This is a genomic window from Cellulosimicrobium cellulans (assembly GCF_016907755.1).
Lineage (GTDB): Bacteria > Actinomycetota > Actinomycetes > Actinomycetales > Cellulomonadaceae > Cellulosimicrobium > Cellulosimicrobium cellulans_D.
On record NZ_JAFBCN010000001.1, the window covers coordinates 1,989,565 to 2,002,680 of the forward strand.

Annotated in this window: 11 protein-coding genes; 8 read left to right on the plus strand and 3 right to left on the minus strand. The window is 72.9% G+C overall.

What is annotated here, in order from left to right:
* Positions 1-85: 85 nt before the first annotated feature.
* The 3 genes from JOE63_RS08510 (at position 86) to JOE63_RS08520 (ending at position 3,991) form a co-directional block, all read left to right on the plus strand.
* Positions 86-706, plus strand: a complete 621-nt coding sequence (locus JOE63_RS08510) for a PadR family transcriptional regulator (protein WP_204540654.1) — start codon at positions 86-88, stop codon at positions 704-706.
* Positions 703-2,343 (plus strand): DHA2 family efflux MFS transporter permease subunit, encoded by a 1,641-nt coding sequence (locus JOE63_RS08515; protein ID WP_087471514.1) that lies wholly within the window; start codon positions 703-705, stop codon positions 2,341-2,343. Before JOE63_RS08510 ends, JOE63_RS08515 begins: the two co-directional genes overlap by 4 nt.
* Before the next feature lie 310 nt (positions 2,344-2,653).
* The gene (locus JOE63_RS08520) at positions 2,654-3,991 is read left to right on the plus strand and encodes a PhoH family protein (RefSeq protein ID WP_239576658.1); all 1,338 of its coding nucleotides are present in this window, start codon (positions 2,654-2,656) and stop codon (positions 3,989-3,991) included.
* Between the two features lie 38 nt (positions 3,992-4,029).
* On the opposite strand, the gene JOE63_RS08525 is transcribed toward JOE63_RS08520, so the two are convergent.
* Entirely contained in the window at positions 4,030-5,472 is a 1,443-nt protein-coding gene (locus JOE63_RS08525) for an FUSC family protein (protein ID WP_204540660.1), read from the minus strand.
* A 75-nt stretch (positions 5,473-5,547) separates the two neighbouring features.
* Between JOE63_RS08525 and JOE63_RS20980 the strand changes: the two genes are divergently transcribed.
* Positions 5,548-6,036 (plus strand): MarR family winged helix-turn-helix transcriptional regulator, encoded by a 489-nt coding sequence (locus tag JOE63_RS20980; protein ID WP_087471517.1) that lies wholly within the window; start codon positions 5,548-5,550, stop codon positions 6,034-6,036.
* Between the two features lie 97 nt (positions 6,037-6,133).
* On the opposite strand, the gene JOE63_RS08535 is transcribed toward JOE63_RS20980, so the two are convergent.
* Both JOE63_RS08535 and JOE63_RS08540 read right to left on the minus strand, forming a co-directional pair.
* Complete coding sequence (locus tag JOE63_RS08535) at positions 6,134-7,579, minus strand: class II fumarate hydratase (RefSeq protein ID WP_047232764.1); 1,446 nt, start codon at positions 7,577-7,579, stop codon at positions 6,134-6,136.
* Between the two features lie 98 nt (positions 7,580-7,677).
* Positions 7,678-8,355 (minus strand): carbonic anhydrase, encoded by a 678-nt coding sequence (locus JOE63_RS08540; protein WP_204540663.1) that lies wholly within the window; start codon positions 8,353-8,355, stop codon positions 7,678-7,680.
* Positions 8,356-8,483: 128 nt separating this feature from the next.
* On the opposite strand from JOE63_RS08540, the gene JOE63_RS08545 reads away from it, so the two are divergent.
* The 4 genes from JOE63_RS08545 to JOE63_RS08560 all read left to right on the plus strand — a co-directional run bounded on the left by JOE63_RS08545 (position 8,484) and on the right by JOE63_RS08560 (position 13,051).
* On the plus strand, positions 8,484-9,776 hold the full coding sequence (locus JOE63_RS08545) for a sugar ABC transporter substrate-binding protein (protein ID WP_244286087.1): 1,293 nt from the start codon (positions 8,484-8,486) through the stop codon (positions 9,774-9,776).
* Complete coding sequence (locus JOE63_RS08550; RefSeq protein ID WP_307840003.1) at positions 9,773-10,828, plus strand: carbohydrate ABC transporter permease; 1,056 nt, start codon at positions 9,773-9,775, stop codon at positions 10,826-10,828. The genes JOE63_RS08545 and JOE63_RS08550 overlap by 4 nt, the downstream gene beginning before the upstream one ends.
* On the plus strand, positions 10,828-11,679 hold the full coding sequence (locus JOE63_RS08555; protein ID WP_087471521.1) for a carbohydrate ABC transporter permease: 852 nt from the start codon (positions 10,828-10,830) through the stop codon (positions 11,677-11,679). The genes JOE63_RS08550 and JOE63_RS08555 overlap by 1 nt, the downstream gene beginning before the upstream one ends.
* Before the next feature lie 118 nt (positions 11,680-11,797).
* Positions 11,798-13,051, plus strand: coding sequence for an ABC transporter ATP-binding protein (locus JOE63_RS08560; protein ID WP_204540666.1), 1,254 nt, complete (start codon positions 11,798-11,800; stop codon positions 13,049-13,051).
* Positions 13,052-13,116 lie beyond the last annotated feature (65 nt).

The window sequence follows — 13,116 nt, forward strand, 5'->3', positions numbered from 1 at the left end:
GAATATTCCCCGCGGACCTCCTCGTCCGGGCCTCCCGCCCGCACCGTCCGCCCCTCCCGCCCGTGAGACCGTCCCGGAGACGACCGTGCCCGCACCGCGCCTCAGCCCCACGGCGACCCTCGTGCTCGCCGTGCTGCTCGACCAGCCCATGCACCCGTACGAGATGCTCGTGCGCCTGCGCAAGCGGCGCGACGACCGCCTCGTCCGGCTCAACCCGGGCGCCGTCTACCACGCCGTCGACCGGCTCGAGCGGGACGGCCTCGTCGAGCGTGCAGGCGTCGACCGCGACGGCAACCGGCCCGAGCGCACCGTCTACGCGATCACGGCGGCGGGCGTCGCCGCGCACGACGCCCGCACGCGCGACCTCGTCCGTGAGACGCCGGACGAGTACCCGGCCTTCCCGGTCGGGCTCGCACTCGTGCACGACCTCCCGCTCGACGACGCCCTCACCCTCCTGCGGGAGCGCCGGGCGGCGCTCGCGGCCGCGACGGACGGGGTGCGCGAGCACCTCGACGGCGTCGTGGCGCGCGGCCTGCCCCGGCGCTACCTGCTCGACGCGTCGTTCCAGCTCCACCAGACCGCAGCCGAGATCGCGTGGCTCGACGCGACGATCGCCGACCTCGCGTCGGGCGCGCTGAGCTGGACCGAGGAGCCCGCGGCCGCCTTCCGCTTCCCCCGCACTGACTCACCTCAGGAGACCTCGTGACCACTCCCACCCCGGGCAGCAGCCCGAGCACGGCCCCCGCCGACGCCGGCTCGCGCGTCGTGCCCCTCGTCGACCTCCACGGCCGCAGCGCCTGGAGCATCCTGCCGCCGCTCATCCTCGGCTTCTTCATGATCATGGTCGACACCACGATCGTGAACATCGCCGTCCCCACGCTCCAGACCGAGCTCGACGCGTCGCTCGTCGCGGTGGGCTGGGTGAACAGCGCCTACCTGCTCTCCTACGCCGTGCTGCTCCTGCTCGCCGGGCGCCTCGGCGACCGGTACGGCCCCAAGCCGGTGTTCGTCGTCGGCCTGCTGGTGTTCACGCTCGCGTCCGCCTGGTGCGGGTTCTCGGGCTCCATCGAGATGCTCATCGCGGCGCGCGTGGTCCAGGGCGTCGGCGCGGCGCTCATGACGCCGCAGACCATGGCGATGATCACGCGCGTCTTCCCGCCCCGGCAGCGCGGCGCGGCGATGGGCCTGTGGGGCGCCACGGCGGGTGTCGCGACGATCGCCGGACCGCTGCTCGGCGGCGTGTTCGTCGAGTCCTGGGGCTGGGAGTGGATCTTCTTCGTCAACGTGCCGGTCGGCGTCGTGGCGCTGTGGTTCGCGCTCACGCGCCTGCCGCGCCTCGCGACGAACAAGCGCTCGTTCGACGTCCTCGGCGTCGTGCTCTCCGTCGTCGGCCTGTTCGCCGTCGTCTTCGGACTCCAGGAGGGGGAGACGTACGACTGGGGCACCATCACCGGGCCGGTCACGGTCTGGGGCGTCATCGGCGCGGGGCTGCTCGTGCTCGTGGGCTTCGTCCTGTGGCAGCGCCACCTCGGCGACGGCGCGCTCCTGCCGCTGAAGCTCTTCCGCTCCCGGAACTTCTCGCTCGCCAACGTCGCCGGCATGTCGGTGTCGTTCGCGATGATCGGCATCTTCTTCCCCCTGACGATCTTCCTGCAGTCGATCCTCGGGCTGTCGCCGCTGCACGCCGCGCTCGTCAACCTGCCGGGGTCGCTCGTCTCCGGGATCGTCGCGCCCCTCGCGGGTCGCCTGTCCGACAAGGTGCCCGCCAAGTGGGTCGTGGCGACCGGGTTCGGCGTCCTCGCGGTCGCGATCGGCTGGCTCGCCGCGGTCGTGGGCCCCGGCGTGTCGGTCGTGACGATCGTGCTGCCCATGACGCTGTTCGGCATCGGCACGGGCTGCGTGTTCTCGCCGCTCGCCAACCTCGCGACGTCGGGCCTCGACCACCGCACCGCGGGCGCCGGGGCGGGCGCGTTCAACACCACGCGCCAGGTGGGCGGCGTCATCGGATCGGCGGCGATCGTCGCGACGCTCACCGCGCGCCTCGCGGTCACCCTCCCCGCCGCCGCGCAGGACGCGGCGGCCTCTCTCCCCGAGCAGTTCCGCCAGCAGTTCGTCGACGGGTTCGCGAACGCGGGCTCCCTGCAGGGCGGTGCGGGCGGCTCGTTCGACCTTCCGCCCGGGGTGCCCGACGACGTCGCGCGCCAGGTGACCGACGCCGCCACCACCGCGTTCCACCAGGGTTTTGCGACCGCCGTCGGGCAGACCCTCGCCGTCACGGCCGCGGTGCTGGTGGTGGGCTTCGTGTGCGCGATCGCGATGGCACCGAAGCACGTCGAGCACTGAATCGGGAGCACGCCTCCGGACCATCGCGTGAACGGACGGTTAAACCTCGTCCCGGAGGTGTGTCGGGGGTGGTGCGCGGAATCACACGGGCGTAGTTTCGAGGAGACGGACGGCACCACCGCCGTCCTCCGGGAGGCCAGCCGATGGGGTTCACGCTCCGCTCAGGAGGGCCGGCACCGGCGCTGCTGAGCCGTGGCACCCACGGCCCGACGGCCGGTCGCCCGCCTCGCCCAGAGAGAGAACGGCGCCCGCGCGCCGGAGGGGAGCCCTCGTGGTCCATTCCTCACCCACCCCCGGTACCTCACCCACCTTGCAGGACGACGCGCGAGACGACGCGCGCCGCACGTTCGTCGTCGACACCTCCGTCCTGCTGAGCGACCCTCGCGCGATCGGGCGGTTCGCCGAGCACGACGTCGTCCTCCCGGTCGTCGTCATCAGCGAGCTGGAGGCCAAGCGCCACCACGCCGAGCTCGGGTACTTCGCCCGCAGCGCGCTGCGCATGCTCGACGACCTGCGCGTGAAGCACGGCCGTCTCGACGCCCCGATCCCGGTCGGCGACGTCGGCGGGACCCTGCGCGTCGAGCTCAACCACACCGACCCGGACGTCCTGCCCGCCGGCTTCCGCCTCGGCGACAACGACACCCGGATCCTGTCCGTCGCCGCGAACCTCGCGGCGGAGGGGCACGACGTGACGGTCGTGTCCAAGGACCTGCCGATGCGGGTCAAGGCGTCGGCGGTCGGGCTGCGCGCGGAGGAGTACCGGCACGAGCTCGCCGTGGACTCGGGCTGGACGGGCATGGGGGAGATCTCCTTCACCGACGCCGAGGCCGCGGCGCTCTGGGAGCACGAGTCGGTCGAGCTGACGAGCCTCGACCCGGAGGTCGTCGAGGCCGCCGGGCCGCTGCACTGCCACACGGGCCTCGTCGTGCACTCGCCGCGCGGCTCGGCCCTCGGCCGGGTCACCGCGGACAAGCACGTCCAGCTCGTGCGCGGCGACCGCGAGCTGTTCGGGCTGCACGGCCGCTCGGCCGAGCAGCGCGTCGCGATCGACCTGCTCCTCGACGAGTCCGTGGGGATCGTGTCGCTCGGCGGCCGGGCGGGGACGGGCAAGTCGGCGCTCGCGCTGTGCGCGGGGCTCGAGGCGGTCATGGAGCGCCGGCAGCACCGCAAGGTCATGGTGTTCCGCCCGCTCTACGCGGTGGGCGGCCAGGAGCTCGGCTACCTCCCCGGCTCCGAGGCCGAGAAGATGAACCCGTGGGCGCAGGCCGTCTACGACACGCTCGGCGCGCTCGTCCCGCCTCAGGTGCTCGACGAGGTGATCGACCGCGAGATGCTCGAAGTGCTCCCCCTGACGCACATTCGCGGTCGCTCTCTGCACGACGCGTTCGTCATCGTCGACGAGGCGCAGTCGCTCGAGCGCAACGTGCTGCTCACCGTGCTCTCGCGCATCGGGCAGTCGTCGCGCGTGGTCCTCACGCACGACGTCGCGCAGCGCGACAACCTGCGCGTCGGGCGGCACGACGGCGTCGCCGCGGTCATCGAGGCGCTCAAGGGGCACCCGCTGTTCGCGCACGTGACGCTCACGCGCTCCGAGCGCTCGCCCGTCGCCGCGCTCGTCACGGAGATGCTGGAGTCGATCGAGGTCTGACCCGCCGCCGAGGGAGAGGCCTGGTCATGGCCAGGCCTCTACCTCGCGGTACCGGGCCACTCCCTCGGCGGGGCCGGGGTCTCGCTCGCGCGGGGGCGGGTGCGCGGGTGGACGAGGACCACCGCGAGGACGCCGACGAGGGCGCCCAGCACGGTGTCCAGCGCGCGGTCGAGCGCGAGCGCGGCCGGGTCGGCCGGATGGGCGAGCGACGTCATGAGGAGCGCCATGGGCGTGATGGTGAGCATCGCGAGCCCGTAGTGGCGGCCCACGATCGTCTCGGTCACGGTCTGCAGCACCACGACGACGGCGGCCGTCCCCCAGAAGCCGAGCGGCGCGGCGAGGAGCGGCCACGCGAGCAGCGCACCCGCGACGGTGCCGGCCCCGCGCTGGATGGCCCGCACGACGGCGTGGCGCGCCGACTCGCCCTGGAGGACGGCGGTCGAGCCCATGGTCGCCCAGGCGGCGTGCCCGAGGCCGGCGACCGCGGCGACCCCGCCGGCGACGAGCCCGGAGACCCCGACGCGCGCCGTCGCGAGCCGCCAGGGGCCGTGGGCACGGGACCGCGCCTGGGCGGTGAGCGAGGTACGGACGGGCGCGGCGGCGTCCTCGCGCGGGACGCCCAGGGCGTCGAGGGCCCGCTCGATCTCGTCGAGCTCGCGGGAGAGCGCCGGGACGGTGTCCCGGGGCAGGCGCCACGACGCGTCGTCGGCGAGCACCTCGCGCGCCCGGCCGACGGCGGCCCGGGCGGCGTGCCCACCGTGCAGGAACGCCACCGGGAGCGACGCGTCGGTCGGCGGGGTCCCGGGGGCGCCCGCACCGTGCGAGGCCTCCCGCGCGACGACCGCCGCGGCGTCGGCGGCGCGCCGGACGGCGAGGCGCGCGGGCGCCGTCGGGCGCACGAGCACGCCGGCCATGCAGACGAGCCACGCGAGGAGCGCTCCGGACGCGCCGGCGAGCACGCGGGGACCGAGGTCGCCGAGCGCCGGGGAGCCCGCGAGGCCCGCCCCGGCCGCGAAGACGACGATCGTCGCGCCCGGAGGCCCGGTCCGGACGAGGAGGCAGAACGCCGTCGCGCCCGCAGCGAGCAGGGCCACGGCGGTCGTCGTCGCGAGCGCCGGCGCCCCGGCGACGGCGAGCAGCGTGAACGCGGCGATCGTGCCCGTCATCAGCACCGCGACCGTCGCGAGGAGCGCGGCGCGCCGACGGTACGGGTCGTACCGGCCGTACAGCGAGGTGAGGGCGCCGAGCGCGGCGAAGGCGGCGAGGTCGGGTCGGCCGAGCAGTCCCGGCACCGCGATCGCCAGGGCGACGGCCGCGCCGCACCGCAGCGCCGCGGCGAGCGTCGCGTCGGCAGGGTTCACGCGGAGCGCGGCGCGCAGGTGGGCGGGGTCGAGGGCGTCCCGGGCGGCGGAGCGCACGGGCGCGAGCGCGGACGGCGCCGTGGAGGGGACGGGGGCTGGTGCGGGGGTGAGGAGAGGCATGACCGCCCCAGGCTACCGGTGATTCGATGATGTTTCACTAGTGAAATACTGTGATGCCCGCCCTATCCTGAGACCGTGGACTACGTGGACCGCGTGCGTGCGGAGTGGGCCGAGCAGCGGCCGGACCTCGACACCTCGACCTCCGCCGTCGGGGCGCGGCTCCGTCGCGTCGCCGGACTCCTGGAGGGTGCGCTCGAACGGTCGGCCGCCCGCCACGACGTCTCGCGCGCGGAGTTCGACGTGCTCGCCGCGCTCCGCCGCGCGGGCCGGCCGCTGCGCGCGGGTGAGGTCACGACGATGACCGGCGCCCCCGGTGCGTCGATCACCAAACGCCTCGACCGGCTCGAGCGCGCCGGGCTCGTCGAGCGGACCGTCGCGGAGCGGGACCGTCGCGGCGTCCTCGTCGCCCTCACGGTGGACGGCGTCGCGCTCGTCGACGAGGTGTTCCCGCAGCAGCTCGACCGGGAGCGCGCGGCGCTCGCGGACCTCGACGAGGACGAGCGCGCCGAGCTCGCGCGGCTGCTGGGCGTCGTCCTGCGCCGCCTGGACCCGGTCGACTACTGACCGTCCGCCGAGACGCCCGGCCGCCTGGACGCCGAGAGCCGGGCGGGGTGCGTGCGCACCCCGCCCGGCTCCCGGGCGGACCGGTCGTCCCGGCGGATCAGGCCTGCGGCGGACGCGTCATCGACAGCACGTCGAGCGCCTCGTCGAGCTGCGCCTCGGTGACCTCGCCGCGCTCGACGAAGCCGAGGTCGATCACGGCCTGGCGGACGGTGAGGCCCTCCTTGACGGAGTGCTTCGCGACCTTCGCCGCCGCCTCGTAGCCGATCACGCGGTTGAGCGGCGTGACGATCGACGGCGAGGACTCGGCGAGCGCGAGCGCCCGCTCGACGTTCGCGGTGATGCCCGCGACGGTCTTGTCGGCGAGCACGCGGGACGCGTTGGCGAGGAGGCGGATCGACTCGAGGACGCCCTGCGCGATGACCGGGATCTGGACGTTGAGCTCGAACGAGCCCGACGCGCCGGCCCAGGCCACGGTCGCGTCGTTGCCGATCACGCGCGCGGCGACCATGAGCACGGCCTCCGGGACCACCGGGTTGACCTTGCCCGGCATGATCGAGCTGCCCGGCTGCAGGTCGGGGATGAAGATCTCGCCCAGGCCCGTGTTGGGGCCGGAGCCCATCCAGCGCAGGTCGTTGCAGATCTTGGTGAGCGACACGGCGATGGTGCGCAGCGCGCCGGAGAGCTCGACGAGGCCGTCGCGCGACGACTGCGCCTCGAAGTGGTCGCGCGCCTCGGTGAGCGGCAGGCCCGTGTCCTCGACGAGCAGCGCGATGACGCGCTGCGGGAACCCGGCGGGCGTGTTGATGCCCGTGCCGACGGCGGTGCCGCCGAGCGGGACCTCCGCGGCGCGGGGGAGCGCCGACTCCAGCCGCTCGACGCCGTAGCGGATCGCGGCGGCGTAGCCGCCGAACTCCTGGCCGAGCGTCACGGGCGTGGCGTCCATGAGGTGCGTGCGACCCGACTTCACGACCGTGGCGAACTCGGCGGACTTCGCCTCGAGCGCCTCGGCGAGGTGGCCCAGTGCGGGCACGAGGTCGCGCACGACCCCGGCGGTGGCGGCGACGTGCACCGACGTGGGGAACACGTCGTTGGAGGACTGCGAGGCGTTGACGTGGTCGTTCGGGTGCACGTCGCGCCCGAGCGAGCGCGTGGCGAGCGTCGCGAGGACCTCGTTCGTGTTCATGTTCGACGACGTCCCGGACCCGGTCTGGTAGACGTCCACCGGGAAGTGCGCGTCGTGCGCCCCCGACGCGACCTCGTCGGCCGCGGCGACGATGGCGGCGGCGACGTCCTCGTCGAGCACGCCGAGCTCCGCGTTCGCGCGGGCAGCGGCCTTCTTCACGCGCGCGAGGGCCTCGATGTGGCCGCGCTCGAGCGGGGTGCCGGAGATCGGGAAGTTCTCCACGGCGCGCTGCGTCTGCGCGCGGTAGAGAGCCTGCGCGGGGACGCGCACCTCGCCCATGGTGTCGTGCTCGATGCGGTACTCGGTCGTCGGTGCGGCCTCGCCGGCGGCAGCGCCGGAAGCCTCGGGAGATGCAGTCATGGGGCCATCCTGCCGCACCGCGCGCGGGCACCCGCAACCCGCGTGACCGAGGTCACGCGGGCCGCGGGGCGGGCCGGTCGCGCGCCGGCGTCGCGGCCTCAGGCGTCGGCGAGGGGCGCCTCGCCGACGTCGCCCACGACGTCGACCAGGTGGGCACGGCCCTCGGCGAAGTCGTACTCGACGCCGACGATCGCGCAGCGCCCCTCCGCGACCGCGGCGGCGAGGCCGGCGGAGTACGAGTGGAGCATGTCGACCGTGTTGCGCACGTGCTCGCGGCGCAGCACGGCGGGGTCGAGGTTCTCGAGCGAGCCGTTCCCGGCGCCCGTGATCTTCGCGATCGACGGGATGACGCGGTCGACGACGGCCCGGACGAACCCGTTCGCCTGGGCACCGGTCGTGAGCGTCTCCACCGCCGCGCCCACGGCGCCGCACGAGTCGTGCCCGAGCACCACGACGAGCGGCGCGGAGAGGATGTCCACCCCGTACTCGATCGAGCCGAGCACCGTGGTGTCGACGACGTGGCCCGCGGTCCGCACGACGAACATGTCGCCGAGCCCCTGGTCGAAGATGATCTCCGCAGCGACGCGCGAGTCCGAGCACCCGAACAGCACCGTGTGCGGGTGCTGCGAGGCCGAGGTCTCGCGGCGGCGGTCCGCGCCCTGCGAGGGGTGCAGCGGGGCGTCGGCGACGAAGCGGTCGTTGCCGGCTCGCAGCGTCGCCCACGCCTCTGCTGGGTTGAGCGAACGGACCGGCTGTGCGGGGGCGGGAGAGGTCATGACCCCCATCATCGCGCAGGCGCGGGCGTGCCCGACGTGCCCGTTCGCATGGCGGGCCGGGCCGGGGGGCGGTATCCATGAAGGGTGACACCCCGGGGACGGGGAAGCCGCGACCGAGGGGAGCTGACGTGCGTCGACGCACCCGAGCGCTCGCCGTCCTGGTCGCCGTGGGTCTCGTGGCGCCGCTCGCCGCGTGCGGCCCGGGCGACGACGGGACGCCGGTGCTCACGTGGTACATCAACCCGGACAACGGCGGCCAGGCCGACATCGCCGCCTCCTGCACGGAGGCCGCCGGGGGCGCGTACCGGATCCAGACCGAGCTCCTGCCGCGCGACGCCGCGTCGCAGCGCGAGCAGCTCGCCCGTCGTCTCGCGGCGAAGGACTCGTCGATCGACATCATGAGCCTCGACCCGGTGTTCATCGCGGAGTTCGCGGAGGCCGACTTCCTGGCCCCCGTCCCGGACGACGTCGCCGACGCGACGACGCAGGACGTCGTGCAGGGCGCGATCGACGCGTCGACGTGGAAGGACGAGCTCGTCGCCATCCCGTTCTGGGCCAACACCCAGCTGCTCTGGTACCGCAAGTCGGTCGCCGAGGCCGCGGGGCTCGACATGTCGCAGCCCGTCACGTGGGACCAGATCATGCAGGCCGCGCAGGACCAGGACAAGCTCCTCGCGGTCCAGGGTGCCAAGGCCGAGTCGCTCACGGTGTGGATCAACGCGCTCGTCGAGGGCGCGGGCGGGCACATCCTCGAGAACCCGGAGGCACCGGCGGACGAGGTGCAGCTCGGCCTCGACACCGACGCCGGCAAGGCGGCCGCGACCATCATCGGCGACATCGGCACGTCGGGCGTCGGCGGACCGGGACTCCCGAGCGAGGACGAGCCCGCGTCCCTCACCAAGTTCCAGGGCGACCGTGGGTCGTTCATGGTCAACTGGCCGTTCGTCTGGTCCTCCACCCAGAGCGCGGTCGACGCGGGGTCGCTCGACCAGTCCCTGCTCGACGACATCGGCTGGGCCCTCTACCCGCAGACCACCGAGGGCGAGGACGCCCGCCCGCCCTACGGCGGCATCTCGCTCGGCATCGGCGCGTTCGGCAAGCACACCGACCTCGCGTACGAGGCGGCGCAGTGCATCGTCAGCCCGGAGAACCAGGCCGAGTACTTCGTGACCAACGGCAACCCCGCCGCGAGCATCAAGGCCTACGACGACCCCGACGTCCAGAAGGCGTTCCCCATGTACGACGTCATCCGCGACTCGCTCGACCAGGCCGCGCCGCGACCGCAGACGCCGTACTACAACGAGATCTCCACGGGCCTGCAGCAGACCTGGTACCCGCCGGCGTCCGTCGACCCCGACACGACCCCGCAGCAGTCCACCGAGTTCATCACCGCCGTCCTGCGAGGGGAGCGACTCCTGTGAACGCCGGACCTCCTGCCGAGCCCGCACCCCGCGGCCGGCACGCCTCCACGCCCTCGGCCACCGAGGACGCACCGACCCGTCGCGGCGCCGAGCCCCGTCGTGAGTCCCGGGACGACGCGCGCGGCACGCCCGACGCCGCCGCGAAGGCCGCGCGCAGCGACCGGGCCCGCGCCGAGGCGCGCCTCGGGTGGTACCTCGCCGGGCCGGCGTTCGTCGTCATGCTCGCCGTGACGCTGTACCCGATCCTCCAGGCCGTCTACGACTCGCTCTTCAACTACAAGCTCACGGCCCCGGACGACCGGGCTTTCGTCGGCATCGAGAACTACGTCGTGATCCTCACGGACCCGGTGTGGTGGAAGGCCCTCTGGGTCACCCTCCTCATCACCGTCATCACCGTCGCCATCGAGCTCGTCCTCGGCTTCGCGCTCGCGCTCGTCATGCACCGCGCGATCAAGCGTCTGCGCGGGCTCCTGCGCACGGCGATCCTCGTGCCGTACGGGATCATCACGGTCGTGTCGGCGTTCGCGTGGTTCTACGCGTTCGACATCACGTCCGGGTACGTCAACCACTGGTTCGACTGGGTGCCCGGGATCGGCCCCGACCTCAACTGGTTCGCGCAGCAGGGCACGAGCCTGTTCGTCATCATCATGTCCGAGGTCTGGAAGACGACGCCGTTCATCTCCCTCCTGCTGCTCGCCGGCCTCGCGCAGGTGCCGGGCGACCTCGAGGAGGCCGCGAAGGTCGACGGCGCGACCGCGTGGCAGCGGTTCACGCGCGTCATCGTGCCGAACATGAAGGCCGCGATCATGGTCGCCGTCCTGTTCCGCGCGCTCGACGCGTTCCGCATCTTCGACAACGTCTTCATCATGACGAACGGCGCGAACGGCACCGAGGTGCTGTCCCTGCTCGCGTACCGCACGTCGATCGGCCAGCTCCAGATCGGCATGGGTTCGGCGATCTCCGTGCTGCTGTTCCTGTGCGTCGTCCTCATCTGCTTCATCGCGATCAAGCTCTTCAAGGTGGATCTCGCCGGCGCGAGGGGGGAGAAGTGATGGGCAGCGTCCTCAGCACCCGGGCCAAGATCTGGTGGGCCGTCATCACGGTCGTCGTCCTCGTCGGGGCGCTGTTCCCCGTGCTGTCGATCTTCATGACGAGCTTCAAGGGGCCCAGCGACATCAACTCCGGGACGTTCCTGCCGCCGCAGTGGAGCACGGACAACTACGAGCAGATCCTCGCCTCGGGCGGCTCGGCGCAGGAGCTGTTCCTCTCCGCGCTGCGCAACTCGATCGGCATCTCGCTCATCGCGACCGTCATCGCCGTCGTGCTCGCGACGCTGTGCGCGTACGCGATCGCGCGCCTGAACTTCCCGGGCAAGCGCCTCATCCTCACGACGGCGCTCGGCGTCTCGATCTTCCCGGTCGTCTCGATCGTCACGCCGCTGTTCAACCTGTGGCGCAACATCGGCCTGTACGACACGTGGCTCGGCCTCATCATCCCGTACCTGTCGCTGACGCTCCCGATCTCCATCTGGACGCTCGCCGCCTTCTTCCGGCAGATCCCGTGGGAGCTGGAGCAGGCCGCGCAGGTCGACGGCGCGACTCCCTGGCAGGCGTTCCGCAAGGCCATCGTCCCACTCGCGGCACCCGGCGTCTTCACGACGGCGCTCATCGCCTTCTTCATCGCGTGGAACGACTTCGTCTACGGCATCTCGCTCACGTCGACGAGCGCCGCGCGTCCGGTCCCGGCGGCGCTGGCGTTCTTCACCGGCGCGTCGTACTTCGAGGAGCCGACCGGGGCGATCTCCGCGGCGGCCGTCGTCGTGACGATCCCGGTCGTGGTGCTGGTCGTGCTCTTCCAGCGTCAGATCGTCTCCGGTCTGACCCAGGGGGCGGTGAAGGGATGAGCACGACCGATCGCCGGGCGACCACCCGGCAGCCGACCCCGCAGCCCGCCGCGGCACCGCCGCCTCCCGCCCGCGCCGTCGGGCACCGTGCCGTACGCCGAACCCGAGGAGAGAGCTGATGGCGTCGATCACCCTCAAGGACATCGTCAAGCGCTACGGCGACGGGTTCCTCGCGGTGGACCGCGTGAACCTCGACATCGCCGACGGCGAGTTCGTCATCCTCGTCGGTCCGTCCGGCTCGGGGAAGTCGACGGTCCTGCGCATGATCGTCGGGCTCGAGGACATCACGTCCGGCGAGCTCGACATCGACGGCGCACGCGTCAACGAGAAGGCGCCGCGCGAGCGCGACCTCGCGATGGTGTTCCAGAACTACGCGCTCTACCCGCACCTCACGGTGGCCGAGAACATCGCCTTCCCGCTGCGCCTCGCCAAGGGCAAGCACAGCGAGGAGGAGATCCGCGAGAAGGTCGAGCGGGCGGCCGACATGCTCGACCTGCGCGAGCACCTGGACCGCAAGCCCGCGAACCTGTCGGGCGGGCAGCGCCAGCGCGTCGCGATGGGACGCGCGATCGTGCGCGACGCGAAGGCGTTCCTCTTCGACGAGCCGCTGTCGAACCTCGACGCGAAGCTGCGCGGGCAGACCCGCACCGAGATCGCGCGCCTCCAGCGGCGCCTCGGCACGACGACCGTCTACGTCACGCACGACCAGACCGAGGCCATGACGCTCGGCGACCGTGTCGCCGTGCTCCGGCGCGGTGTGCTCCAGCAGGTCGCGAGCCCGCGCGGGCTCTACGAGCAGCCGGTCAACCTCTTCGTCGCGGGGTTCATCGGCACGCCGCCCATGAACTTCCTGCCGGGCGAGGTGTCGGGCGGGCGGATCACGCTCCCGTTCGGCGAGTTCGACATGCCGGAGAACGTCGCGTCGGTCGTCGGCGACCGGGGCCTGGTGATCGTGGGGCTGCGTCCCGAGCACTTCGAGGACGCGCGGCTCGTCGACCCGTCCAAGAAGGACCGCGGCCACACGTTCGAGATCCAGATCGACGTCACCGAGTGGCTCGGGGCGGAGCTCTACGCGTACGTCCCGTTCGAGATGCACGAGTCCGTGAAGGGCCAGCTCGAGGAGCTGGACCGCGAGCTCGACGGCGAGGGGCTGCGCACGCAGTTCGTCGTCGCCCTGGACTCCGCGTCGCGCGTGCGCGACGGCGACACCACGGAGCTGTGGTTCGACCCGACGAAGATGATGATCTTCGACCCCGAGACGAGCGAGAACCTCACGCGCGACGACGCCGAGGCCGACCGGATCGAGGAGGAGAACGCCGAGGACCGCAAGCGGTCGCTCGAGCGGGCCCAGAAGCAGGACGCCCAGGTCTGACGGCCGGTAGGTCGTCCCGCACGTCCGCGGGCCTCCACCCGGTGGGGCACCGCGGACGTGCGGGA

Excerpts from the sequence above, each read along its gene's own strand:
- JOE63_RS08540 (WP_204540663.1), bottom strand. The coding sequence starts at position 8,355 with ATGACCTCTCCCGCCCCCGCACAGCCGGTCCGTTCGCTCAACCCAGCA.
- JOE63_RS08555 (WP_087471521.1), top strand. The coding sequence starts at position 10,828 with ATGGGCAGCGTCCTCAGCACCCGGGCCAAGATCTGGTGGGCCGTCATC.
- JOE63_RS08525 (WP_204540660.1), bottom strand. The coding sequence starts at position 5,472 with ATGCCTCTCCTCACCCCCGCACCAGCCCCCGTCCCCTCCACGGCGCCG.
- JOE63_RS08535 (WP_047232764.1), bottom strand. The coding sequence starts at position 7,579 with ATGACTGCATCTCCCGAGGCTTCCGGCGCTGCCGCCGGCGAGGCCGCA.
- JOE63_RS08560 (WP_204540666.1), top strand. The coding sequence starts at position 11,798 with ATGGCGTCGATCACCCTCAAGGACATCGTCAAGCGCTACGGCGACGGG.